General features: G+C 64.0%; 17 protein-coding genes and 2 rRNA genes. 18 read left to right on the forward strand and 1 reads right to left on the reverse strand.

The genetic code is table 11. From position 1 onward, the window contains the following. The first annotated feature begins 18 nt into the window (after window positions 1–18). The 4 genes from LGN17_RS04120 to LGN17_RS04135 all read left to right on the forward strand — a co-directional run bounded on the left by LGN17_RS04120 (window position 19) and on the right by LGN17_RS04135 (window position 7,498). Window positions 19–2,900, forward strand: a 23S ribosomal RNA gene (locus tag LGN17_RS04120). Between the two features lie 153 nt (window positions 2,901–3,053). Further along, window positions 3,054–3,166 (forward strand): 5S ribosomal RNA (rrf, locus tag LGN17_RS04125). 446 nt (window positions 3,167–3,612) lie between these two features. After that, entirely contained in the window at window positions 3,613–5,688 is a 2,076-nt protein-coding gene (locus tag LGN17_RS04130; RefSeq protein ID WP_226195289.1) for a molybdopterin-dependent oxidoreductase, read from the forward strand. Window positions 5,689–5,824: 136 nt separating this feature from the next. Then, a complete protein-coding gene (locus tag LGN17_RS04135; protein ID WP_226195290.1) occupies window positions 5,825–7,498 on the forward strand; it encodes a long-chain fatty acid--CoA ligase in 1,674 nt (557 codons plus the stop codon). A gap of 273 nt (window positions 7,499–7,771) precedes the next feature. Here the strand turns inward: LGN17_RS04135 and LGN17_RS04140 are convergent, their stop codons facing one another. Then, the gene (locus LGN17_RS04140) at window positions 7,772–8,923 is read right to left on the reverse strand and encodes a porin (protein WP_226195291.1); all 1,152 of its coding nucleotides are present in this window, start codon (window positions 8,921–8,923) and stop codon (window positions 7,772–7,774) included. Between the two features lie 276 nt (window positions 8,924–9,199). Between LGN17_RS04140 and coq7 the strand changes: the two genes are divergently transcribed. The 14 genes from coq7 (at window position 9,200) to LGN17_RS04210 (ending at window position 24,944) form a co-directional block, all read left to right on the forward strand. Then, window positions 9,200–9,826, forward strand: a complete 627-nt coding sequence (gene coq7, locus LGN17_RS04145; protein ID WP_226195292.1) for a 2-polyprenyl-3-methyl-6-methoxy-1,4-benzoquinone monooxygenase — start codon at window positions 9,200–9,202, stop codon at window positions 9,824–9,826. A 386-nt stretch (window positions 9,827–10,212) separates the two neighbouring features. Further along, window positions 10,213–10,641, forward strand: a complete 429-nt coding sequence (mraZ, locus tag LGN17_RS04150) for a division/cell wall cluster transcriptional repressor MraZ (protein WP_006487094.1) — start codon at window positions 10,213–10,215, stop codon at window positions 10,639–10,641. Between the two features lie 23 nt (window positions 10,642–10,664). Beyond that, on the forward strand, window positions 10,665–11,606 hold the full coding sequence (gene rsmH, locus LGN17_RS04155; protein ID WP_226195293.1) for a 16S rRNA (cytosine(1402)-N(4))-methyltransferase RsmH: 942 nt from the start codon (window positions 10,665–10,667) through the stop codon (window positions 11,604–11,606). Next, on the forward strand, window positions 11,603–11,944 hold the full coding sequence (ftsL, locus tag LGN17_RS04160) for a cell division protein FtsL (RefSeq protein ID WP_226195294.1): 342 nt from the start codon (window positions 11,603–11,605) through the stop codon (window positions 11,942–11,944). Before rsmH ends, ftsL begins: the two co-directional genes overlap by 4 nt. Next, the gene (locus tag LGN17_RS04165; RefSeq protein ID WP_226195295.1) at window positions 11,941–13,788 is read left to right on the forward strand and encodes a peptidoglycan D,D-transpeptidase FtsI family protein; all 1,848 of its coding nucleotides are present in this window, start codon (window positions 11,941–11,943) and stop codon (window positions 13,786–13,788) included. Before ftsL ends, LGN17_RS04165 begins: the two co-directional genes overlap by 4 nt. After that, window positions 13,785–15,323, forward strand: coding sequence for a UDP-N-acetylmuramoyl-L-alanyl-D-glutamate--2,6-diaminopimelate ligase (locus tag LGN17_RS04170; protein WP_226195296.1), 1,539 nt, complete (start codon window positions 13,785–13,787; stop codon window positions 15,321–15,323). The genes LGN17_RS04165 and LGN17_RS04170 overlap by 4 nt, the downstream gene beginning before the upstream one ends. Then, a complete protein-coding gene (locus LGN17_RS04175; protein ID WP_226195297.1) occupies window positions 15,320–16,726 on the forward strand; it encodes a UDP-N-acetylmuramoyl-tripeptide--D-alanyl-D-alanine ligase in 1,407 nt (468 codons plus the stop codon). The genes LGN17_RS04170 and LGN17_RS04175 overlap by 4 nt, the downstream gene beginning before the upstream one ends. Before the next feature lie 16 nt (window positions 16,727–16,742). Next, window positions 16,743–17,912 carry a phospho-N-acetylmuramoyl-pentapeptide-transferase gene (mraY, locus tag LGN17_RS04180; RefSeq protein ID WP_006477019.1) on the forward strand — a complete coding sequence of 390 codons (1,170 nt, stop codon included), beginning with the start codon at window positions 16,743–16,745 and terminating at the stop codon, window positions 17,910–17,912. Window positions 17,913–17,940: 28 nt separating this feature from the next. After that, on the forward strand, window positions 17,941–19,455 hold the full coding sequence (murD, locus tag LGN17_RS04185; protein ID WP_226195298.1) for a UDP-N-acetylmuramoyl-L-alanine--D-glutamate ligase: 1,515 nt from the start codon (window positions 17,941–17,943) through the stop codon (window positions 19,453–19,455). After that, window positions 19,452–20,735: a putative lipid II flippase FtsW gene (ftsW, locus tag LGN17_RS04190; protein ID WP_175955527.1), complete on the forward strand. Its 1,284-nt coding sequence runs from the start codon at window positions 19,452–19,454 to the stop codon at window positions 20,733–20,735. The genes murD and ftsW overlap by 4 nt, the downstream gene beginning before the upstream one ends. Continuing rightward, window positions 20,732–21,835, forward strand: a complete 1,104-nt coding sequence (gene murG / locus LGN17_RS04195; RefSeq protein ID WP_226195299.1) for an undecaprenyldiphospho-muramoylpentapeptide beta-N-acetylglucosaminyltransferase — start codon at window positions 20,732–20,734, stop codon at window positions 21,833–21,835. Before ftsW ends, murG begins: the two co-directional genes overlap by 4 nt. Continuing rightward, window positions 21,832–23,229, forward strand: a complete 1,398-nt coding sequence (gene murC, locus LGN17_RS04200) for a UDP-N-acetylmuramate--L-alanine ligase (RefSeq protein ID WP_226195300.1) — start codon at window positions 21,832–21,834, stop codon at window positions 23,227–23,229. Before murG ends, murC begins: the two co-directional genes overlap by 4 nt. 1 nt (window position 23,230) lies before the next feature. Beyond that, the gene (locus tag LGN17_RS04205; RefSeq protein WP_011350841.1) at window positions 23,231–24,172 is read left to right on the forward strand and encodes a D-alanine--D-alanine ligase; all 942 of its coding nucleotides are present in this window, start codon (window positions 23,231–23,233) and stop codon (window positions 24,170–24,172) included. 19 nt (window positions 24,173–24,191) lie between these two features. Continuing rightward, a complete protein-coding gene (locus LGN17_RS04210) occupies window positions 24,192–24,944 on the forward strand; it encodes a cell division protein FtsQ/DivIB (protein WP_226195301.1) in 753 nt (250 codons plus the stop codon). The last annotated feature ends 22 nt before the right edge of the window (window positions 24,945–24,966 follow it).

Below are 24,966 nucleotides of genomic sequence, written 5' to 3' on the forward strand. Positions count from 1 at the left end.
GAGACAGACTCGTTATAGGGTCAAGCGAACAAGTGCATGTGGTGGATGCCTTGGCGATCACAGGCGATGAAGGACGCGGTAGCCTGCGAAAAGCTACGGGGAGCTGGCAAACGAGCTTTGATCCGTAGATGTCCGAATGGGGAAACCCGGCCCTTTTGGGTCATCCTAGACTGAATACATAGGTCTAGTGAAGCGAACGCGGTGAACTGAAACATCTAAGTAACCGCAGGAAAAGAAATCAACCGAGATTCCCAAAGTAGTGGCGAGCGAAATGGGATGAGCCTTGCACTCTTTATTTGTATTGTTAGCCGAACGCTCTGGAAAGTGCGGCCATAGCAGGTGATAGCCCTGTAGGCGAAAACAGTATGAAAGAACTAGGTGTGCGACAAGTAGGGCGGGACACGTGAAATCCTGTCTGAAGATGGGGGGACCATCCTCCAAGGCTAAATACTCGTGATCGACCGATAGTGAACCAGTACCGTGAGGGAAAGGCGAAAAGAACCCCGGGAGGGGAGTGAAATAGATCCTGAAACCGCATGCATACAAACAGTCGGAGCCTCGCAAGGGGTGACGGCGTACCTTTTGTATAATGGGTCAGCGACTTACGTTCAGTAGCAAGCTTAACCGTATAGGGCAGGCGTAGCGAAAGCGAGTCCGAATAGGGCGTTCAGTTGCTGGGCGTAGACCCGAAACCAAGTGATCTATCCATGGCCAGGATGAAGGTGCGGTAACACGTACTGGAGGTCCGAACCCACTAACGTTGAAAAGTTAGGGGATGAGCTGTGGATAGGGGTGAAAGGCTAAACAAACTTGGAAATAGCTGGTTCTCTCCGAAAACTATTTAGGTAGTGCCTCGTGTCTCACCTTCGGGGGTAGAGCACTGTCATGGTTGGGGGGTCTATTGCAGATTACCCCGCCATAGCAAACTCCGAATACCGAAGAGTGCAATCACGGGAGACAGACATCGGGTGCTAACGTCCGGTGTCAAGAGGGAAACAACCCAGACCGCCAGCTAAGGTCCCCAAATATAGCTAAGTGGGAAACGAAGTGGGAAGGCTAAAACAGTCAGGAGGTTGGCTTAGAAGCAGCCACCCTTTAAAGAAAGCGTAATAGCTCACTGATCGAGTCGTCCTGCGCGGAAGATGTAACGGGGCTAAGCTATATACCGAAGCTGCGGATGCGTGCTTTGCACGCATGGTAGGAGAGCGTTCCGTAAGCCTGCGAAGGTGCGTTGAAAAGCGTGCTGGAGGTATCGGAAGTGCGAATGCTGACATGAGTAGCGATAAAGGGGGTGAAAGGCCCCCTCGCCGTAAGCCCAAGGTTTCCTACGCAACGTTCATCGGCGTAGGGTGAGTCGGCCCCTAAGGCGAGGCAGAAATGCGTAGCTGATGGGAAGCAGGTCAATATTCCTGCACCATTGTTAGATGCGATGGGGGGACGGATCGCGGAAGGTTGTCCGGGTGTTGGAAGTCCCGGTCGCTGCATTGGAGAAGGCGCTTAGGCAAATCCGGGCGCAGGATTCAAGGGTGTGGCGCGAGCTCCTTAGGGAGCGAAGCAATTGGAAGTGGTTCCAAGAAAAGCCTCTAAGCTTCAGTCTAACGATGACCGTACCGCAAACCGACACAGGTGGGCGAGATGAGTATTCTAAGGCGCTTGAGAGAACTCGGGAGAAGGAACTCGGCAAATTGGTACCGTAACTTCGGGATAAGGTACGCCCTTGTAGCTTGACTGGCCTGCGCCAGGAGGGTGAAGGGGTTGCAATAAACTGGTGGCTGCGACTGTTTAATAAAAACACAGCACTCTGCAAACACGAAAGTGGACGTATAGGGTGTGACGCCTGCCCGGTGCCGGAAGATTAAATGATGGGGTGCAAGCTCTTGATTGAAGTCCCGGTAAACGGCGGCCGTAACTATAACGGTCCTAAGGTAGCGAAATTCCTTGTCGGGTAAGTTCCGACCTGCACGAATGGCGTAACGATGGCCACACTGTCTCCTCCCGAGACTCAGCGAAGTTGAAGTGTTTGTGATGATGCAATCTACCCGCGGCTAGACGGAAAGACCCCATGAACCTTTACTGTAGCTTTGCATTGGACTTTGAACCGATCTGTGTAGGATAGGTGGGAGGCTATGAAACCGGAACGCTAGTTTCGGTGGAGCCGTCCTTGAAATACCACCCTGGTTTGTTTGAGGTTCTAACCTTGGCCCGTGATCCGGGTCGGGGACAGTGCATGGTAGGCAGTTTGACTGGGGCGGTCTCCTCCCAAAGCGTAACGGAGGAGTACGAAGGTACGCTAGGTACGGTCGGAAATCGTGCTGATAGTGCAATGGCATAAGCGTGCTTAACTGCGAGACCGACAAGTCGAGCAGGTGCGAAAGCAGGTCATAGTGATCCGGTGGTTCTGTATGGAAGGGCCATCGCTCAACGGATAAAAGGTACTCTGGGGATAACAGGCTGATACCGCCCAAGAGTTCATATCGACGGCGGTGTTTGGCACCTCGATGTCGGCTCATCTCATCCTGGGGCTGTAGCCGGTCCCAAGGGTATGGCTGTTCGCCATTTAAAGAGGTACGTGAGCTGGGTTTAAAACGTCGTGAGACAGTTTGGTCCCTATCTGCCGTGGGCGTTGGATATTTGAAGGGGGCTGCTCCTAGTACGAGAGGACCGGAGTGGACGAACCTCTGGTGTACCGGTTGTCACGCCAGTGGCATCGCCGGGTAGCTATGTTCGGAAGAGATAACCGCTGAAAGCATCTAAGCGGGAAACTCGCCTTAAGATGAGATATCCCTGGGGACTAGATCCCCTTGAAGGGTCGTTCGAGACCAGGACGTTGATAGGTCAGGTGTGTAAGCGCAGTAATGCGTTCAGCTAACTGATACTAATTGCCCGTAAGGCTTGATCCTATAACAAGTCTGCCTTATAGATCTGCGCCGTGTGTAAGCACTGGCTGCGATCCAAAGCGACGAGTTGGATTCTCGTGTGTGATACACACAACCTAAATTACTGCTTCTTCCAAGATTGGTTGTGCTGCGAAGTCAGCACAACAACCCCCTTTGCCTGATGACCATAGCGAGTCGGTCCCACCCCTTCCCATCCCGAACAGGACCGTGAAACGACTCTACGCCGATGATAGTGCGGATTCCCGTGTGAAAGTAGGTAATCGTCAGGCTCCCTAAGCCAGAAACCCCCGCCCGAAAGGCGGGGGTTTTTGCATTGGCGCGAAGGAAATGCTCGGCGATCGGGATGGACGGCCTGGCTAGAGCTTCCACATTACCTCTCCCAAGAGTAACCACTCGTGGATCCCGGTTCGCCAATTGCCCCGTATCATTCGTGTTCCATTGGTCTATTGATCGTATCTCCGATCAAAGCTGCAATTTCTCCCCCTATTTATCGGTTACCGCGCATCGCGCGAGATCCGCTGTCCATCGCCGACAATGAATGTCCGGTCGGCCATGCAAGTCCCTGCAGGCGCCGCACCGAACCACCGAACCACCGAAACTCCCCCAATTCCTCCCATCGCCTTTCAGCCAAATACCTCAGAACCCGTACGAAATGAACGCTTTATTCGGCGTGTCCACGTAAAATTTGTGAATCCCCATCTCGGCACTTAAAACGATGAACGCCGCCATTCAGGTAGCCCGGGCCGTTTGCCCGCACGATTGTCCGGACACGTGCGCAATGCGCGTGACTGTCGAAAACGGCAAGGCGATCAAGGTCACGGGCGATCCCGACCATCCGCCGACACAAGGCGTGTTGTGCACGAAAGTCAGCCGATACGCCGATCGCGTTCATCACCCCGACCGCCTCACCGTCCCGCTCAAGCGCATCGGCGCGAAAGGGGAAGGGCATTTCGTACCGATCAGCTGGAACGAGGCATTCGATGAGATCGGCCTTCGTCTCGGCGAAATCGCGGCGCGCGCACCCGAAGCGATCGTGCCGTACAGCTATGCGGGGACGATGGGGCTTGTGCAGGGGGAGGGTATCGCCCAGCGGTTCTTTCACAAGCTTGGTGCCTCGCGGCTCGAGCGCACGATTTGTGCAGCGGCCGGTGCAGCAGGGTTGCGTTACACCTATGGCGGTAGTCTCGGCATGCATCTCGAGCATTTCGAGGAAAGCGAACTGATTCTGATTTGGGGAGCAAACCCGATCGCGTCGAGCCTGCACTTCTGGACGCGCGCGCAGGAAGCGAAGCGCCGAGGCGCACGCCTTGTCGCCATCGATCCGTACCGTTCGCTGACAGCGGAAAAGTGTCACCAGCACATCGCGTTGAAACCAGGCACCGACGGCGCATTCGCACTCGGCATGATGCATGTGCTGATTACCGAAGACCTGCTCGATCACGACTACATCGCCAGCCATACGCTCGGCTTCGACGCGCTCAAGGGGCGGGCGATGTCCTATCCGCCGGAACGCGTTGCGCAGATCTGCGGTATCGACGTGTCGGAACTGATCGACCTTGCGCGTCGCTACGGTGCTACCCGCAAGGCATCGATCCGCCTCAACTACGGCATGCAGCGCGTCCGCGGCGGCGGCAACGCCGTCCGCGCGATCGCAAGCCTGCCGGCGTTGACGGGCGCGTGGCGGGATCGGGCCGGCGGGCTGCTGCTGTCGTCGTCGGAATTCGCACCGGTCAACCAGGCGGCGCTGCTGCGTCCGGATTTGATGCCGGGTTGGCCTCACAAGCTGCCGCGCATCATCAACATGAACGCGATCGGCGACGCGCTTTTGCACCCGGGCGATGCAACGTTCGGGCCGAAGGTCGAAGCAGTGATCGTGTACAACTCGAACCCGGTGGCGGTCGCGCCGGACTCCTCGAAGGTCGCGGCGGGGTTCGCGCGTGACGATCTGTTCACGGTCGTTCTCGAGCATTTCAAGACGGATACCGTCGATTTCGCCGACATTGTGTTGCCGGCAACCACGCAGCTCGAGCATCTGGACATCCACAAGTCGTACGGCCACACCTACGTGATGGCGAACCTGCCGTCGATTCCTCCGGTGGGAGAGGCGCGGCCGAATACGGAGATCTTCCGCGGCATCGCGCGCAGCATCGGGCTGGAAGAACCCGCGCTTTATCACAGCGACGAAGAGGTCGCGCGTGCGGCGCTCCGCTGGGACGATCCGGTGCTCGACAGCGACTGGGACACGCTGAAGCGCGCCGGCTGGCTGAAGCTCAAGCTGCCGGAGGCGCCGTTCGCGAACGGCGGTTTCCGTACGCCGTCCGGCAAGTGTGAGTTCCACAGCCCGCGGCTCGAGCAGATGGGCGTGGATCCCGTGCCCGATTACCTGCCGCCGTTCGAATCGGCCGAGGCCGCACCCGAGCTCGCCGCACGCTATCCGCTCGCCATGATTTCTCCGCCGGCGCGCCACTTCCTGAACAGTACGTTCGTGAACGTCGACAGCCTGCGGCATACCGAAGGTGAGCCGCATCTCGACATGCACCCGTCTGACGCCGATGCACGCGGCATCGCTGAAGGTGACGTCGTTCGCATTTTCAACGACCGCGGATCGATGCAGGCGCGCGCGAGAATTACCGATCGCGCACGCGCAGGGCTCGTCGTCGGGCTATCGATCTGGTGGAAGAAGCTGTCACCGGACGGCAGAAACGCGAATGAAGTGACGAGCCAGGCGCTCACCGATCTTGGCAATTCGGCGACGTTCTACGATTGTCTTGTGGAAGTTGAACGCACTTGATCGGATATCACCGTATGATCGGACGATTTTCCACGGAAGTTCGAAGTGGACATCTAACCCTGTTGTCTCGGGACGAGCGAGCCGTTACGATGCGTTTTAGCACGACCATTCGAAAATCTGTGAGGAGACGGGCAGTATGGATAAAATTTGGCTGAAATCGTACCCGCCCGGCGTTCCAGCCGAAATTGACGCGTCTCCTTATCCCTCTGTCCCCGACCTGCTCGACGAAAGCTTCCGGCAGTACCGCGACCGTACGGCGTTCGTCTGCATGGGCAAGGGCATCACGTACGGCGAACTCGACACGCTGTCGCGCCGGTTCGGTGCGTGGCTGCAATCGCGCGGGCTCGCGCGCGGGGCGCGCGTCGCGATCATGATGCCGAACGTGCTGCAATACCCCGTGGCGATCGCCGCGGTACTGCGCGCGGGCTACACCGTCGTCAACGTCAACCCGCTCTATACGCCGCGCGAGCTCGAGCATCAGTTGAAGGACAGCGGTGCGGAGGCGATCGTCATCCTCGAGAATTTCGCGTCGACGCTGCAGGCCGTCATCGCGAATACGGGCGTCAAGCACGTCGTCGTCGCATCGATGGGCGATCTGCTGGGCATCAAGGGATGGCTCGTCAACTACGTCGTGCGCAACGTCAAGAAGATGGTGCCTGCCTGGCAGTTGCCGTCGTTCACGCGCTTCAAGGCCGCGCTGTCGGAAGGTGCACGCCAGGCATTCAAGGCGCAGAAGATCGGCCCCGATGACGTCGCGTTCCTGCAGTACACGGGCGGTACGACCGGCGTGGCCAAGGGGGCGACGCTGCTGCACCGGAACATCGTGTCGAACGTGTTGCAGGCGGGTGCCTGGCATCATCCGGCTCACGAGAAGTTTCCGGAGGTGAAACAGTTCGTGACCGTTGTCGCGCTGCCGCTGTATCACGTGTTCGCGCTGACCGTCTGCGGTTTCCTGACGCTGCGTACGGGCGGCATGGGCATCCTGATCCCGAATCCGCGCGACATCACCGGCATGATCAAGGAACTGAAGGGCTACCAGATCTCGACGATCCCGGCGGTCAACACGCTGTACAACGCACTGCTGAACCACCCCGAATTCAATCAGCTCGACCTGTCGAAGCTCGTGATCGCCAACGGCGGTGGCATGGCGATCCAGGAAGGTGTCGCGAAACGCTGGTACGAAAAGACCCATACGGCGATCATCGAAGGCTACGGGCTGTCCGAAACGTCGCCGGTGGCGACTTGCAACCCGGTGACGGCGACCGAGTACAGCGGGACGATCGGCTTGCCGCTGCCGTCGACCGAAGTGGCGATTCGCGACGATGCGGGCAACGATGTCGCGCTCGGCGAACCCGGCGAAATCTGCATCCGCGGGCCGCAGGTGATGGCCGGCTACTGGAACCGGCCGGACGAGACCGAGAAGGTCATGTTCGCGGACGGCTTCTTCAAGACGGGCGACGTCGGCGTGATGGATGCGCGAGGTTACGTGAAGATCGTCGACCGGAAGAAGGACATGATCCTCGTATCGGGCTTCAACGTGTATCCGAACGAAGTCGAGGACGTGGTCGCGTCGCATCCGGGCGTGTTCGAGGTGGCGGCGGTCGGCGTGCCCGACGAGCATTCCGGCGAAGCCGTGAAGCTGTTCATCGTGAAGAAGGACCCGGCGCTCACCGACAAGGACATCCTCGCCTACTGCAAGGAGCGGCTCACCGGCTACAAGCGGCCGAAGCTGGTCGAGTTCCGTACGGAACTGCCGAAAACGAACGTCGGCAAGATCCTGCGGCGCGAACTGCGCGACGGACGCGCATAACGGCGGTCGATCGGAACGAAAAGCCCGGCTTGTGCCGGGCTTTTCGTTTGCGGTGCGGCCCGGACGAGGCTGTTTCCGAACGAGTTCGCGTCCGGAATGGCCTTGTGGCGGTGGCAGTGCGTTTCGACGCAGCAGAGACGGCACGGTGCCCCGCGAACAGCGGGTCGCAGCCGGTACGATTCGCCGCGCGCCAGATTGGCAACGGCATCGACCGGAAAAGAAAAAGGCGCCCGAAGGCGCCTTCAATATGCAGCGGCTTGTCAGGCAAGCCGATTAGAACTTGTGACGGATGCCGACGCGTGCTGCGACCTGGTTGGCGGAGCTCGAACCCGCGAGACCGTTGATCGCTGCCGTTGCCTTCAGGACGTCGCCGTCCGAGTCGAGCACGTTGCCCGATGCATGCTGGTACACGCCGATCGCGTAGACGTCGGTGCGCTTCGACAGGAAGTAGTCGACACCCACCGAGCCTTGATGGTACTTGGCTGCCGAGTTGCCGTCGATCTTGCTGCCTTGCGTGTAGTCGTACGCTGCGCCCAGAATCAACGCCGGGGTCAACTGATACTTGAAGTTGATTTCGCCGTTGTTGAACGTCGCCGTCTGGTTCACGAACGGGCCTGCCGAGAAGCCCTTGAACTTGACGTTCGAGTACGTCGCGCCGATCGTCGCTGCGCCGAACGTGTAGGCGCCGCCGGCACCGATGACCTGGTACGTGTTCGCGTTGTTCGCGTACGCGCCGTAGACCGGCGACGAGACCGACGAAGACGTGGAACCGTTGTTGAACATGCCGCCGAACTGGTTCGGCGTACGTGCGTTCAAGTAACCGACACCCAAGACCAGCGGGCCGTTGTTGTAGCCTGCGCCGAGCGACCAGACCTGGTTCTTCGAGAACTGGCCTGCCTGACCGCCGAAGCTGTACAAGCCGCCGAACGTGAAGCCGCCGTAGCTCTGGCTCGTGAACTTGACCGCATTGTTCACGCGATAGGCGTTGTTGAAGTTGTCGAGGTCACCAGGGTGAGCGGCGATGTAGCCACCCCATTGGTCACCTGCCTCGAGCGGGCCGACGAAGTCGACGACGGAGTCGTACTGGCGACCCAGCGTGACGGTACCGTACTGACTCGACAGGCCGACGTAAGCCTGGCGACCGAACATCAGGCCGCCCTGACCGAGCTTGCCGCTGTTCACGTCGAAACCGTTTTCGAGGGTGAAGATCGCCTTCAGGCCGCCACCGAGGTCTTCGGTGCCGCGCATGCCGAAGCGGCTGCCTTGCATCACGCCGCTGGCCATGCTGTAGAGGTGCTTGCCGCCTGCGTTGTTGTTGAAGAGCAGGCCTTCATCGATGATGCCGTAAAGCGTCACGCTGCTTTGCGCATGGGCTGCGCCAGCGAACGCGCCCAGCGCGACGAGCGCGAGAAGCGACTTTTTCATTAACGGATCTCCAAAATTCACTGAATTTTTCTGGCGGGGCGGATAGTTATGTTCTGTCGACGGGCCCCAGCAACTTCGCAAGAAGTCGCACGTAATGTAGCAAAACCGTTTTTTGCCACAAAGCGAAATGCCGCAGCTCAAGGTCGCCATGTTTCCTTTATGCAACAATGGTTAAAATCACGGGTTAACCGCAATTTCCGCTGAATAATCAAGTCGGTTACGCAGCGGACTCGTGCCCTTGCCGCTCGCGGCAGCACCTGCAGCCAGGAGAACAGGATGGTGTTTGATGAACTGATCAGCGAATTCGATCGCGGCCTGCGATCGCTGACCGGCATTAGCCGGATGAGCCGGCCGGTGCCTGCGCCGGCAGAGGCGCCGACCGTCGAGCTGACGCCGGCGGAGCGTACGCATGCCGCCGGGCTGATGCGCGTGAACCACGTCGGCGAGGTGTGCGCGCAGGCGCTCTACCAGGCGCAGAAGCTCACTGCGCGCACGGCGTCGGCGAAGGCAATGTTCGAAGAGGCCGCGCGCGAGGAGGAGGACCACCTCGCGTGGACCGCACACCGCCTGAAGGAACTCGACTCGCGCCCGAGCCTGCTGAACCCGCTCTGGTATGCAGGTTCGCTCGCGATCGGCGTGGCGGCCGGCGCGCTCGGCGACAAAATCAGCCTCGGCTTCATGGCCGAGACCGAGCGGCAGGTCGAGAGCCATCTCGAAGGCCACATGTCCGAGTTGCCGGCGGCCGATACCGCGTCGCGTGCGATCGTCGACCAGATGCGTATCGACGAAGTGAAACACGGCAAGGCCGCGGCCGACGCTGGCGGGATCGAACTGCCGCTGCCCGCGCGAATGCTGATGCGCGCTGCGTCGAAAGTCATGACGAGCACTGCGTACTATCTGTAAGATTCGCACCGGGGCGATGCGTGACGTCGCCCCGGTTCCCCGCCGCTGATACCGCCCGTTTATTCCGCGTTTTCCCGCCCCCGAAAGCCCCGTCCGCACACCCGTCTGGCCCGTCTTTCTCACGTATCACCTTCACAAGTTGCACTAGCTCATTCATTTATAACGATTTTTGGAATGAGGGGGCGCATGAGCATGTGCGCGTAAGTCCTTGTTCTAACTAACAAAATTCGTCAAAAAAGCGGGCCGCTCCCTTGACCGTGCCACACCCTTCCTCTAAAGTGGGAAGCAGTGTGAGAAAGTGTATTTTTGTGTGATTTGGCGGGCTATTCCGGCTAAATTCTCAGCATGGAGCGGGTGCTTCGGTGCCCTGAACGGGAGAGCGGAAAGTGTTCCAAGGGGCGTCGGCGCTGACGCTCGATGCGAAAGGGCGGATGTCGGTGCCGGCTCGCTATCGCGAAGCGCTGCAAGGACAGGCAGAAGGACGGGTGACTGTGACCAAGCACCCGGACGGCTGCCTGTTGCTGTTTCCGCGCCCCGAATGGGAAGTATTCCGCGCCAAGATCGCCGCGCTGCCGATGGACGCGCACTGGTGGCGGCGCATTTTTCTCGGCAATGCGATGGATGTCGATCTCGACAGCGCGGGCCGGATTCTCGTATCGCCCGAGCTGCGCATGGCAGCCGGACTGGAAAAGGAAGTCATGTTGTTGGGAATGGGTAGTCACTTCGAGCTGTGGGATTCGCAGACCTACAACGCGAAGGAGCAGGCAGCGATGGCGCAGGGCATGCCCGATGCGCTGAAGAATTTCACGTTCTGATTGCGGTGACGGAGACGCCCGCGATGGGAAACGAATTGCAGCATCGGACCGTGTTGCTGGACGAAGCGGTCGAGTCGCTCGTGACGCGACCGGACGGCATCTATGTCGACGGCACGTTCGGGCGCGGCGGCCATAGTCGTGCGGTGCTCGCGCGGCTGGCGTCGGCCGGGCGGCTGATCGCGTTCGACAAGGATCCGAGGGCGATCGAGACGGCGCAGGGCATCGAGGATGCGCGCTTCTCGATCGTGCATGACAGCTTTGCATCGATGCGCGACGCGCTTGCGGCGCGCGGCGTCGAGAAGGTGTCGGGTGTGTTGCTTGACCTGGGCGTGTCCTCGCCGCAGGTGGACGATCCGGCGCGCGGCTTCAGCTTCCGCGCCGATGGTCCGCTGGACATGCGGATGGATCCGACGCGCGGCGAGTCGGCGGCGGAATGGCTCGCACGGGCTTCGGTGCAGGAATTGACGGAGGTGATACGGGATTATGGGGAAGAACGGTTTGCTTTTCAGATTGCAAAGGCGCTTGTTGCTCGCCGGGCAGAGTCCGACCGTCTTGGGCCTCTCGACACCACGGGCGAGCTTGCCCAAATCGTGGGTCACGTCGTCAAAACCCGTGAGAAGGGCAAGGATCCGGCAACCCGCACCTTTCAGGCTATACGGATTCACGTCAATCAAGAGCTTGCGGACCTGCAAGTCGTACTAGACGCGGCACTGTCGTTGCTGGAGCAAGGGGGGCGGCTGGTGGTCATCAGCTTTCATTCACTCGAGGACCGGATCGTCAAGCGATTCATGCAGGCGCACGCGAGTGCGCCCGCGGTCGATCGTCGCCTGCCGATCCGTGCGGTCGACCTCCCGAGCCCGCCGCTCAAGATCATCAGCCGCCAGTTTCCGAGTGAAGCGGAAGTTGCCGCGAATCCGCGCGCCCGCTCGGCCGTGATGCGCATTGCGGAGCGCGTCACGCCATGAGCCGCTTCAATATCTTCCTGCTGATCATCGTGATGGGTTGCGCGTTGTCGGTCGTCAATTCGACGAACCAGCAGCGCCAGATCTTCATCCAGCTGCAGCGTGCGCAGTCGCAGGAGCGTCAGCTCCAGCAGGACTACGCGCAGCTTCAATATCAGCAGAGCGCGCTGTCGAAGACGTCGCGCATCGAGCAGCTTGCGAACGATTCGCTGAAGATGCAGCCGATCACGACCGGCCGCACGCAATACCTGACGCTGCCGCCGGGCGCCGCGAAGGCGATCGATGCACCGATCCCGGCCTCGGCGGACACGGCTGGCAAGGGCAAGGGGGGCACGCGATGAAACCGTCCCAGAAGCGCCAGAACGTGAAGTTCTCGTCGAGCCCCGTGCTGGGCGTGCATCTGCCGATGTGGCGCTCGAAGCTCGTCGTGTTCCTGCTGTTCATGGCGTTCGTCGCGCTGGCCGCGCGTGCGTTCTGGATCCAGGGGCCCGGCAACGCGTTCTACCAGAAGCAGGGCGAAAGCCGCTACCAGCGCACGCTCGAGCTGCCGGCGACGCGCGGCAAGATTCTCGACCGTAACGGGCTCGTGCTCGCGACGAGCCTGCCCGTGCGCGCGATCTGGGCGATTCCCGACGCAGTGCCGGACGATCTCGACGCCGACAAGGTCAACCAGCTCGGCAAGCTCCTCGGCATGACGCCGAAGGAACTGCGCGTCAAGCTGTCGGAAGACAAGGGCTTCGTCTACGTCAAGCGCCAGGTGCCGATCGAAGTCGCGGACAAGGTCGCCGCGCTCGACATTCCCGGCATCTATCAGCGCAACGAATACAAGCGGTTCTATCCGGAAGGCGAGATCACCGCTCACCTGATCGGCTTCACGAACGTCGAGGACGAAGGGCAGGAGGGCGTCGAGCTGGGCGACCAGAAGATGCTGTCCGGCACGTCGGGCGTGCGTCGCGTGATCAAGGACCGGATGGGGCACATCGTCGAGGACGTCGCCGAGCAGATTCCGCCGCACAACGGCACGGACGTCGACCTGTCGATCGACAGCAAGATCCAGTACATCGCGTACGCGAACCTGAAGGCCGCCGTCGAGAAGTTCAAGGCGAAGGCCGGCGCGGCGATGGTCGTCGACGTGCGCACCGGCGAGGTGCTCGCACTCGTCAACTACCCGACGTACAACCCGAACGACCGCTCGCGCATGACGGGCGAACAGTTGCGCAACCGGATCATGACCGACGTGTTCGAGCCGGGCTCGATCATGAAGCCGTTCACGGTGTCGCTCGCACTCGACCTGCACCGCGTGACGCCGAACACGCTCGTCGAGACGGGCAACGGGCATTTCGTGCTCGACGGCGCACCGATCACCGACGACGCGGGCTTCGGCACGCTGACGGTCGGCGGCGTGATCCAGAAGTCGAGCAACATCGGCGCGACGAAGATCGCGATGACGATGCGGCCCGAGGAAATGTGGAATATGTATACGAGCATCGGCCTCGGCCAGGCGCCGAAGGTCGGATTCCCGGGCGCGGTGGCCGGCCGCCTGCGTCCGTGGAAGAGCTGGCGCCGCATCGAGCAGGCGACGATGTCGTACGGCTACGGCCTGTCGGTGTCGCTGTTCCAGCTCGCGCGCGCCTATACGGCGATCGCGCACGACGGCGAGCTCATGCCGGTGACCATTTTCAAGACCGACCCCAACCAGCCGGTCGTGGGTACGCAGGTGTTCAACCCGACCACCGCGCGCGAAGTGCGCGCGATGCTCGAAACGGTGGTGGCGCCGGGCGGCACGTCGCCCGATGCGGCCGTGCCGGGCTATCGCGTCGGCGGCAAGAGCGGTACCGCGTACAAGCATGAAGGTCACGGCTACACGCGCAAGTACCGCGCGTCGTTCGTCGGGATGGCGCCGATGCCGAATCCGCGCATCGTTGTCGCGGTGTCGGTGGACGAGCCGACCGCCGGCAGCCACTTCGGCGGCCAGGTGTCAGGCCCCGTATTCTCGGCGATCGCCGGCGACACGATGCGTGCGCTGAACGTGCCGCCGAACATGCCGATCAAGCAGCTCGTCGTGTCTGACGATTCGCCGGCAGCACCTTCCGCGACGGGGCCGCAAAAGCTGGCCGCGGGTGGCGGTGCAAAGCATATGATCGTGTCCAGCACGACGCGTAATTCACCAGGAGTTGTTCGATGAGCGCCGCTCGCAGTTCCCATCCGGCGCATCAGCAGATCGCAGCCGCGCTTGCGTGGCTGCGTCAGCATGTGGCCCCTGCAGCGCAACTGCATGCCGACACGCGCAGCCTCAAGGCTGGCGACGTGTTTGTCGCGTATGCAGTCGACGGGGCAGACAATCGTGCCTTCATGGCCGACGCCGTCGCGCGCGGTGCGGCCGCCGTGTTGTATCAGCCGGAAGGGCTGGCCGCTGCGCCGGCCGTTCCTGTCGCGCTTGCGGTGCCTGCGCTCGACCAGCTCGCCGGCGAGATCGCCAGCGGCTGGTATGGTGATCCGAGCGACAGCCTGCTCACGGTGGGTGTGACCGGGACGAACGGCAAGACCTCGTGTACGCAATGGATCGCTACCGCGCTGACGGCGCTGCATCAGCCGTGTGCAGTGATCGGCACGCTCGGCACCGGGATGCCCGGCCAGCTCGTGCCGACCGGCTTCACGACCCCCGATGCGTCGCAATTGCAGCGCAGCCTTGCGCAATTGCGCGACGCCGGCGCGAAGGCCGTGGCGATGGAGGTGTCGTCGCACGCGCTGCATCAGGGGCGCGTGAACGGTACGGCCTTCGACGTCGCAGTGTTTACGAACCTCACGCAGGATCACCTCGACTATCACGGCACGTTCGATGCGTACGAGGCCGCGAAGGCGAAGCTGTTCGCGTGGCGCGGCCTGCGTGCGGCGGTCGTCAACCGCGACGATGCAGCCGGACAGCGCCTGCTCGAGAAACTGGCTGGCCGCGTGCGCACGATCGCGTATGGGATCGGCGACGCGCCGGCGCCGGACGCCGATCGCGAACTGGTCGCGCTCGACGTGCGCGCCACCGCGACCGGCACGGCGTTCCGCCTGCGTTCGTCGTGGGGCGACGCGGACGTCGAGGTCGGCACGCTCGGCACGTTCAACGTCAGCAACCTGCTCGCGGTGCTCGGCTCGCTGCTCGCGGCCGACGTGTCGTTCGACGCGGCGCTCGCCGAGATCGCACGGCTCGAGTCCGTCAACGGCCGGATGCAGCGGCTCGGCGGCCGGCTGCAGAACGACGAACCGCTCGTCGTGATCGACTACGCACACACGCCCGACGCGCTCGAAAAGACGCTCGACGCGCTGCGCCCGATCGCCACGGCACGCGGCGGCCGGCTCGTCTGCATGTTCGGCTGCGGCGGCGATCGCGATGCGACGAAGCGTCCGCTGATGGGCGCGATCGCGGAGCGGCTCGCCGATGAAACCGTCGTCACGAGCGACAACCCGCGCAGCGAGGATCCGCAGCGCATCATCGACCAGATCGTCGCGGGCATGACCGCGCCCGATCACGCACGCCGTATCGAGGATCGCGCGAGCGCGATCCTGCAGGCCGTGCGCGGCGCCGCACGCGAGGATGTCGTCGTGCTGGCCGGCAAGGGCCACGAGGCCACGCAGGAAATCATGGGCAAGAAGCGCACGTTCTCCGACCAGGATCACGCGCGGCTCGCGCTGGCAGCGCGCGCGACGCACGGCAAGGGAGGCGCCGAATGACGATGCTCAGTCTCGGCGAAGCCGCCCGCCTGATCCCTGGCGCAACCGTCCACGGCGACGCGGGCGTCACGTTCGACCGCGTGTCGACGGACAGCCGCACGGCCGGCCCCGGCGACCTGTTCGTCGCATTGAAAGGCGAGCGCTTCGATGCGCACGACTTCCTCGGCGACGTCGCTGCGCGCGGTGCCGCCGCGGCGCTGGTTGCGCACGTGCCGGCGGGCGTCGCCATGCCGGCGATCGAAGGCGGCGAGACGCGTGCCGCACTTGGCGCGCTCGCACACGGCTGGCGCAAACGATTCGCGCTGCCGCTCGTCGCGGTGACGGGCAGCAACGGCAAGACGACCGTCAAGGAAATGATCGCGTCGATTTTCGCGGCGGCGGTCGGCGCCGACGCGCGGCTCGCGACGGCCGGCAACCTGAACAACGATGTCGGCCTGCCGCTGACGCTGCTGCGCCTGTCGGCCGCGCATCGTCTCGCGGTGATCGAGATCGGGATGAACCATCCGGGCGAAACCGAAGTCCTCGCGCGCCTTACCGCGCCGACGGTCGCGCTCGTCAACAACGCGCAACGCGAGCATCAGGAATTCATGGCGACGGTCGAAGCCGTCGCGCTCGAACACGCGGCCGTGATTCACGCGTTGCCGCCGGACGGCGTTGCGGTGTTCCCGGCCGACGATGCATACGCGGGCATCTGGCGCGTCGCGGCGACCGGCAACCGGATCCTCGATTTCGCGCTGCACGATGCCGAACGGCAGAACGGCGCGCAGGTCACGGGCCGCCTGCACGGCGGCGAACTCGCGATCGACACGCCCGCGGGCACCGTCGCGGTTCGGCTGCGCGCGCTCGGCGAGCACAACGCGCGCAACGCGCTGGCCGCGACGGCTGCGGCGCTGGGCGCCGGCGTTGCGCTGTCGGCGATCAAGCAGGGCCTCGAATCGTTCGAGCCGGTCAAGGGCCGGCTGCAGGTGAAGCAGGCGATTGCAGGCAGCCTCGCGGGTGCAACGGTCGTCGACGATACGTACAACGCGAATCCCGATTCGATGCGTGCCGCGATCGACGTGCTCGCCGTGCAACCGGCACCGCGCGTGCTGGTGATCGGCGACATGGGCGAGGTCGGCGACGAAGGGCCGGCCTTTCATCGCGAGGTCGGCGCCTACGCGCGCGAGCGCGGGATCGACGCGCTGTTCGCGCTCGGCGACGCGTCGCGCGATGCCTGCACGGCATACGGCGACACGGCCCGCCATTTCGGCGACGTCGGCACGCTGGTCGAAGCCCTGCTCGCGGCGGGCTACGGTGCGCAGGCGACGCTGCTCGTGAAGGGCTCGCGGTACATGAAGATGGAGCGCGTGGTCGACGCGCTGACGAACCAACCCGCGGCGGGCACGGCGCCCGCTGCACACTGAGTAGAAGGAAGGAAGCATGCTGCTGGCGCTGGCGCAATGGCTGCAAGGAGACGCAAGCTTTTTGCGCTTGTTCACGTACCTCACGTTCCGGGCGGTGATGGCCACCATCACAGCGCTGGGGATCGGGCTCGTGTGCGGACCGTGGGTGATCCGCAAGCTGACGCAAATGAAGGTCGGTCAGGCCGTGCGCAAGGACGGTCCGCAGACGCATCTGGTCAAGTCCGGCACGCCGACGATGGGCGGCGTGCTGATCCTGATCGGCATCGCGGTCGCGACGCTGCTGTGGGGCGACCTGACGAACCGTTTCATCTGGATCGTGATGCTCGTCACGTTCGGTTTTGGCGTGATCGGCTGGGTCGACGATTACCGCAAGGTCGTCCACAAGGACCCGCGCGGAATGTCGTCGCGCGAGAAGTATTTCTGGCAGTCGGTGATCGGGCTGTTCGCGGCCGTCTACCTCGCCTTCAGCGTGTCCGAGGCGAACAACGTGCGCGTGTTCGACCTGTTCATGGCGTGGGTGCGCAGCGGCCTGTCGATGGGACTGCCGGCACGCGCCGACCTGATGCTGCCGTTCCTGAAGTCGATCAGCTACCCGCTCGGCGTGTGGGGCTTCATCGTGCTGACGTACTTCGTGATCGTTGGCGCGAGCAACGCGGTGAACCTGACCGACGGCCTCGACGGCCTCGTGATCATGCCGGTCGTGCTGGTCGGTGCGTCGCTGGGTGTGTTCGCGTACGTGATGGGCAGCGCGGTCTATTCAAAATACCTGCTGTTCCCGCACATTCCCGGCGCGGGCGAACTACTGATCTTCTGTTCCGCGATGGGTGGGGCAGGGCTCGCGTTCCTCTGGTACAACACGCACCCCGCGCAGGTGTTCATGGGTGACGTCGGCGCGCTGGCGCTCGGCGGCGCGCTCGGCACGGTCGCGGTGATCGTGCGCCAGGAAATCGTGCTGTTCATCATGGGCGGCATCTTCGTCGCGGAAACGCTGTCGGTGATGCTGCAGGTTTCGTGGTTCAAGTACACGAAGAAGCGCTACGGCGAAGGGCGGCGTCTGCTGAAGATGGCGCCGCTGCATCACCATTTCGAATTGTCCGGCTGGAAGGAAACGCAGGTGGTCGTGCGTTTCTGGATCATCACGCTGATGCTGTGCCTGTTCGGTCTGACCACCCTCAAGCTGCGGTAAAGGAAAGGTAACAAGGATGTCTGGCGAGATGTTTGGAGATCGGCAACGGCCGATGGTGCTCGTACTGGGGCTCGGGGAATCGGGTCTCGCGATCGCGCGATGGTGCGCGAGGCACGGGTGCCGGCTGCGCATTGCCGATACCCGCGAGGCGCCGCCGAACCTTGCCGCGCTGCAGGCCGAAGGCATCGATGCGGAATTCGTCGGCGGCGCGTTCACGCCCGCGTTGCTCGACGGCGGCGTCGAGCTCGTCGGGCTGAGCCCCGGACTGTCGCCGCTCGAACCGGCACTCGCGGCGCTGGTCGCGGCCGCGAACGAGCGCGGCGTCGCGGTGTGGGGCGAGCTGGAATTCTTCGCGCAGGCGCTGCGTGCGCTCGGCACGAGCGGTTACCAGCCGAAGGTGCTCGCGATCACGGGCACCAACGGCAAGACCACGACGACGAGCCTTACCGGCCTGCTGTGCCAGCGCTCGGGCAAGAAGGTCGCCGTCGCGGGCAACATCAGCCCCGCGATGCTCGACCGGCTCGCCGGCGCGATCGACGAAACCGCATTGCCCGACGTGTGGGTGCTCGAACTGTCGAGCTTCCAGCTCGAGACCGCGCGCACGTTCGCGCCCGATGCGGCCGCGATCCTCAACATCACGCAGGACCACCTCGACTGGCACGGCAGCTTCGATGCATACGCGCAGGCAAAGGGCCGGATCTTCGGCGCGACGACCACGCGCGTGCTGAACCGCGACGATGCGGCCGTCATGAAGTTCGCGCCGGCAGCCGGCGCGGCCGATGCGCCGCGCACGGTCACGTTCGGCCTGAACGAACCGGTGCAGGACGGCGACTACGGGCTGTCGCGCGACAACGGCATCGCGTGGCTGGTCGAAGCCGTCGATCGCGATGCGCCGGATGAAGCTGCGACGACGACCCGCCGGCGCAAGCGCGATGCCGCGCATACGCCCGACATCGTGCAAAAGCGCCTGATGCCGGCCGACGCGCTGCGCATTCGCGGCCTGCACAACGCGGCGAACGCGCTGGCCGCATTCGCGCTCGCACGCGCGATCGACCTGCCGGCCGCGCCGCTGCTGCACGCGCTGCGCGAGTACCGCGGCGAAGCGCATCGCGTCGAAGTGATCGCGACGATCGACGACGTGGACTACGTCGACGACAGCAAGGGCACGAACGTCGGCGCGACGGTTGCCGCGCTCGACGGTCTTGCGCAGAAGATCGTGCTGATCGCGGGCGGCGATGGCAAGGGTCAGGATTTCGCACCGCTGGTTGCGCCGGTCGCGCGCTGGTGCCGCGCGGTGATGCTGATCGGTCGCGATGCGCCGGCGATCCGCGACACGCTCGCCGAAACGGGCGTGCCGCTCGCCGACCACGCGACGCTCGAAGGCGCGGTGCACGCGGCGGCCGACCTCGCGGAGCCGGGCGATGCGGTGCTGCTGTCGCCCGCCTGCGCGAGCCTCGACATGTTCAGGAACTACGCCCATCGCGCGGATGTGTTCCGCGCGGCGGTCGACGAAATCGCCATCGACAAAGGAGCGACGCCATGAGCTGGTCAGATCGCATCGTCTCCCGTTTTAACGATCGTCGCGACACCGGCGGCAATGCCGCGGGCGGCCGCGTCGCGTCGGCCACGCGCGCCGCGACCGGCGGCCTCGCGAGCGTCGTCAATGGCGTGCGCCCGAGTCGCTCGCGGATGCTCGACTTCGACTACTCGCTGCTGTGGGTCGCGATCGCGCTGCTCGGGCTCGGCGTCGTGATGGTGTATTCGGCGTCGATCGCGATGCCCGATTCGCCGAAATACGCGTCGTATCACGATTACGCGTTCCTGATGCGCCACTGCATCTCGCTCGTCGTCGCGTTCATCGCGGCGGTGATCGCGTTCCGCGTGCCGGTGTCGACGTGGGACAAATACGCGCCGCAGCTTTTCCTGATCGCGCTCGTCGGCCTCGTGATCGTGCTGATCCCGCACGTTGGCAAGGGCGTGAACGGTGCGCGCCGCTGGATTCCGCTCGGCATCACGAACATGCAGCCGTCGGAAATCATGAAGCTCGCGGTGACGATCTACGCGGCGAACTACACGGTGCGCAAGCAGGAATACATGCAGAGCTTCGCCAAGGGCTTTCTGCCGATGGCGTTCGCGGTCGGCCTGGTCGGTGCGCTGCTGCTGCTCGAGCCGGACATGGGCGCGTTCATGGTGGTCGCGGCGATCGCGATGGGCGTGCTGTTCCTCGGCGGCGTGAACGGCAAGCTGTTCGGCGGCCTCGTTGCGACCGCGATCGGCACTTTCACGATGCTGGTGTGGCTGTCGCCGTGGCGTCGCGAGCGGATCTTTGCGTACCTCGATCCGTGGGACGAGCGCTACGCGCAGGGCAAGGCGTACCAGCTCACGCACTCGCTGATCGCGTTCGGCCGTGGCGAGTGGTTCGGCGTCGGCCTGGGCGGTAGCGTCGAGAAGCTGAACTACCTGCCGGAAGCGCATACCGACTTCATCCTCGCGGTGATCGGCGAGGAGCTCGGTTTCGTCGGCGTGCTGGTCGTGATCTTGCTGTTCTACTGGATCGTGCGCCGCGCGTTCGAGATCGGCCGCCAGGCGCTCGCGCTCGATCGCACGTTCGCGGGCCTGATGGCGAAGGGTATCGGTATCTGGTTCGGTGCGCAGACCTTCATCAACATGGGCGTGAACCTCGGGCTGCTGCCGACCAAGGGCCTGACGCTGCCGCTCGTGAGCTACGGTGGCTCGGGCATTCTGCTGAACTGCGTCGCGCTCGCGGTGCTGCTGCGGGTCGACTACGAAAACCGGGTGCTGATGCGCGGAGGGAAGGTATGACCGCGTCGCAACGCACACTGATGGTGATGGCAGGCGGCACCGGGGGCCACGTGTTCCCCGGGCTCGCAGTCGCGCACCGGATGGAAGCGGCGGGCTGGCGCGTCGTGTGGCTCGGCAATCCGGCCGGGATGGAAGCGACGCTCGTGCCGAAGCACGGTATTCCGATGGAATACGTGCGGTTCGGCGGGCTGCGCGGCAAGGGCCTGAAGACCAAGCTGACGCTGCCGTTCAACCTGCTGCGCGCATGCGGGCAGAGCCTCGCCGCGCTGCGGCGCGTGCGGCCCGATGTCGTGCTCGGGATGGGCGGCTACATCACGTTCCCGGCGGGCGTGATGACCGCGCTGTCGGGGCGTCCGCTCGTGCTGCATGAACAGAATTCGATCGCGGGCCTGACGAACAAGGTACTCGCGAAATTCGCGAAACGCGTGCTCGTCGCGTTCCCCGGCGCGCTGCCGCACGCGGAATGGACGGGTAATCCGATTCGCGCGGAACTTGCCGGCACGGAAGCGCCCAAAGCACGCTATGCATCGCGCAGCGGCCCGCTGAACGTGCTGGTCGTCGGCGGCAGCCTCGGCGCGGCCGCGCTGAATGAAGTCGTGCCGCGCGCGCTGGCGATGCTGACGCCGGGCGAACGCCCGCGCGTCGTGCACCAGGCCGGCGCGAAGCACATCGAAGCGCTGAAGGCGAATTACGAAGCGGCCGGTTTCGCGGCCGGCGAAGACGTGCGGCTCGTGCCGTTCATCGACGACATGGCGGCCGCGTATGCGGCGGCGGATCTCGTGATCTGCCGGTCGGGTGCGATGACGGTGTCGGAGATCGCGGCGGTGGGCGTGGCGGCGCTGTTCGTGCCGTTCCCGTACGCGGTCGACGATCACCAGACGAGCAACGCCGCGTTCCTCGCCGATGCGGGCGCGGCCGTGCTGGTGCAACAACGCGACCTGTCGGCGGAACTGCTTGCCGACTGGCTGCGCGGCCAGTCGCGGGCATCGCTCGCGGAGATGGCGGAACGTTCGCGCTCGCTGGCGAAGCCCGAGGCCACCGACGAAGTCGCGCGCGTGTGCGCGAAGGCGGCCGGCGCGAACCTGGAAGAACTGCAATGAAACACATCGTCAAACACATTCATTTCGTCGGGATCGGCGGCGCGGGCATGAGCGGCATCGCCGAAGTGCTCGTCAACCTCGGCTACGAGGTCAGCGGCTCGGACCTGTCGCGCAACGCAGTGACGGATCGTCTCCAGGCGCTCGGCGCACGGATCGCGATCGGCCACGACGCGGCGAACATCGAGGGCGCGAACGCGGTCGTCGTGTCGACGGCCGTGCGCTCGGACAATCCGGAAGTGCTGGCCGCGCGCGCGAACCGCGTGCCGATCGTGCAGCGCGCGGTGATGCTGGCGGAGCTGATGCGCCTGAAGCAGGGCATCACGATCGCCGGCACGCACGGCAAGACCACGACGACGAGCCTCGTCGCGAGCGTGCTCGCGGCGGGCGGGCTCGATCCGACCTTCGTGATCGGCGGGCGCCTGATCAGCGCCGGCGCGAACGCGCGGCTCGGCACGGGCGACTTCATCGTCGCCGAGGCCGACGAGTCGGACGCGTCGTTCCTGAACCTGTATCCGGTGATCGAAGTCATCACGAACATCGACGCCGACCACATGGACACCTACGGCCACGATTTCGCGCGGCTCAAGCAGGCGTTCATCGAATTCACGCAGCGCCTGCCGTTCTACGGCAGCGCGGTCGTGTGCGTCGACGATCCGAACGTGCGGCAGATCATCCCGTTCATCTCGAAGCCGGTCGTGCGCTACGGACTGTCACCGGACGCGCAGGTACGCGCGGAAGACATCGATGCGCGCGACGGCCGCATGCATTTCACGGTGATCCGTGAAGGGCGCGCGCCGCTCGCGATCGTGCTGAACCTGCCGGGCCTGCACAACGTGCAGAACGCGCTCGCGGCGATCGCGATTGCGACGGATCTCGGCGTGGCGGACGACGCGATCCAGCAGGCGCTGGCGGAATTCAACGGCGTCGGCCGGCGCTTCCAGCGCTACGGCGAGGTACCGACCGCGGACGGCGGCCGGTACACGCTGATCGACGACTACGGCCATCACCCGGTCGAGATGGCCGCGACGATCGCCGCCGCGCGCGGTGCGTTTCCGGGCCGCCGCCTCGTGCTGGCGTTCCAGCCGCACCGCTACACGCGCACGCGCGACTGCTTCGACGACTTCGTCAACGTGCTGTCGACGGTCGACGCGCTGGTGCTGACGGAAGTCTACGCGGCGGGCGAGGCAGCGATCTCGACCGCGAACGGCGACGCGCTGTCGCGCGCGCTGCACGAGGTGGGGAAGGTCGATCCGGTGTTCGTCGCGACGGTCGACGACGTGCCGGACGCATTGGCGAAGGTCGCGCAGAACGGCGACGTGGTGATCACGATGGGCGCGGGTTCGATCGGCGGCGTGCCGGCGAAGGTAGCGCAGCACACTCAACAGAAGGCATGACATGAGCGGGATTGATCCGAAACGTTTCGGCAAGGTGGCGGTGTTGTTCGGCGGCGAATCCTCGGAGCGCGAGGTGTCGCTCACGTCGGGCAAGCTCGTGCTGCAGGGCCTGCGCGACGCGGGCATCGACGCGCACCCGTTCGACCCGGCCGAGCGCCCGCTGGCGGCGCTGAAGGATGAAGGGTTCGTGCGCGCGTTCAACGCACTGCACGGCGGCTACGGCGAGAACGGCCAGATCCAGGGCGCGCTCGATTTCTACGGCATTCGCTACACGGGCAGCGGCGTGCTCGGATCGGCGCTCGGCCTCGACAAGTTCCGCACGAAGCTCGTGTGGCAGCAGACGGGCGTGCCGACGCCGCCGTTCGAGACGGTGCTGCGCGGCGACGACCTCGCGGCGCGCGCGACGGACATCGTCGCGAAGCTCGGCCTGCCGCTGTTCGTGAAGCCGGCGAGCGAAGGCTCGAGCGTCGCGGTGCTGAAGGTGAAGACGGCCGACGCGCTGCCGGCCGCGCTCGCGGAAGCCGCGACGCATGACCCGATCGTGATCGTCGAGAAGAGCATCGAAGGCGGCGGCGAGTACACCGCATGCATCGCCGGCGATCTCGACCTGCCGGTGATCAAGATCGTGCCGGCCGGCGAGTTCTACGACTATCACGCGAAGTACATCGCCGACGATACGCAATACCTGATTCCGTGCGGGCTGCCCGCCGACAAGGAAGCGGAGCTCAAGCGCGTCGCGCGCCGGGCGTTCGACGTGCTCGGCTGCACCGACTGGGGCCGCGCGGATTTCATGCTCGACGCCGACGGCAACGCGTACTTCCTGGAAGTGAACACCGCACCGGGCATGACCGACCACTCGCTGCCGCCGAAGGCCGCGCGCGCGGTTGGCATCAGCTATTCGGAGCTGGTCGTGAAGGTGCTGTCGCTCACGCTCAACGACTGACGCAGGAACGGAACGACGTATGTGGAACAACGTTCGCCAACTCAACCTTGCCGCCAGCGCGCTTTACGCGCTGTTGCTGCTCGTGTTGGCGGCGGCCGGTTGCTACTGGCTGATCCAGCGCCCGACGTTCGCGCTGCGGGAAATCCGGATCGACGGCGACACCGAGCACATCAATTCGCCGACGGTGCGCGCGGGCGTGGTCGGCCGGCTGAAGGGCAATTTCTTCACGGTCGATCTCGACGCCGCGCGCACCGCGTTCGAGCAGATGCCCTGGGTGCGCCATGCGAGCGTGCGCCGGGTGTGGCCGAATGCGCTGGCTGTCACGCTCGAGGAGTACAAACCGCTCGGGACCTGGGGCAGCGACCAGCTCGTGAGCGTCGACGGCGAGCTGTTTACCGCGAACCAGGGCGAACTGGACAAGGAACTGCCGGCGTTCGATGGCCCGGAGGGCAGTGCGAAGGAAGTCGTCACGCGGTATCGCGACTTCGGGAAATGGTTTGCGCCGCTGAAGGCGGCGCCGGAAGAAGTGACGCTGTCGGCGCGGTACGCGTGGACGGTGAAGCTGTCGAACGGCATGCAGGTCGAGCTGGGCAAGGAACGCAACAGCGAATCGCTGCATGACCGGAGCCAGCGCCTGGTCGCCGCATGGCCGGCCGTCACGGAGCGTTGGGGCAACGACATCGAGTACGCGGACCTGCGCTATCCGAATGGATTCGCGATTCGCGCGGCAGGCATGCGGTTCCTGACCGATACCGACAAGCGCAAGAAGTAACGAGAGATCACACGCAAGAGCA

The sequence above is a fragment of the Burkholderia sp. AU30280 genome, assembly GCF_020420125.1.
GTDB lineage: Bacteria > Pseudomonadota > Gammaproteobacteria > Burkholderiales > Burkholderiaceae > Burkholderia.